The organism is Cytobacillus sp. Bac17 (genome assembly GCF_024519925.1).
Lineage (GTDB): Bacteria > Bacillota > Bacilli > Bacillales > Cytobacillaceae > Cytobacillus > Cytobacillus pseudoceanisediminis.
In genome coordinates this window covers 1-205 of the sequence record NZ_JALJRC010000146.1, presented here as the reverse complement: position 1 = coordinate 205, position 205 = coordinate 1, and the positions used below count along the sequence as shown (strand labels likewise).

General features: G+C 49.3%; 1 tRNA gene. It reads right to left on the bottom strand.

The window, feature by feature from the left end:
• Window positions 1-73, bottom strand: a tRNA-Phe gene (locus NR125_RS29560).
• Window positions 74-205 lie beyond the last annotated feature (132 nt).

Sequence of the window (205 nt, the reverse complement as noted above, 5' to 3'; positions counted from 1 at the left end):
TGGCTCAGGACGGAATCGAACCGCCGACACAAGGATTTTCAGTCCTTTGCTCTACCGACTGAGCTACTGAGCCTTATTAAGTTATTTTGCCTAAGCAAAATTTGGCTTCTTCCCGATTTTCCAATCGATTTTAGATGAAGCAGATTATGTAAATGGCGGTCCGGACGGGACTCGAACCCGCGACCTCCTGCGTGACAGGCAGGCA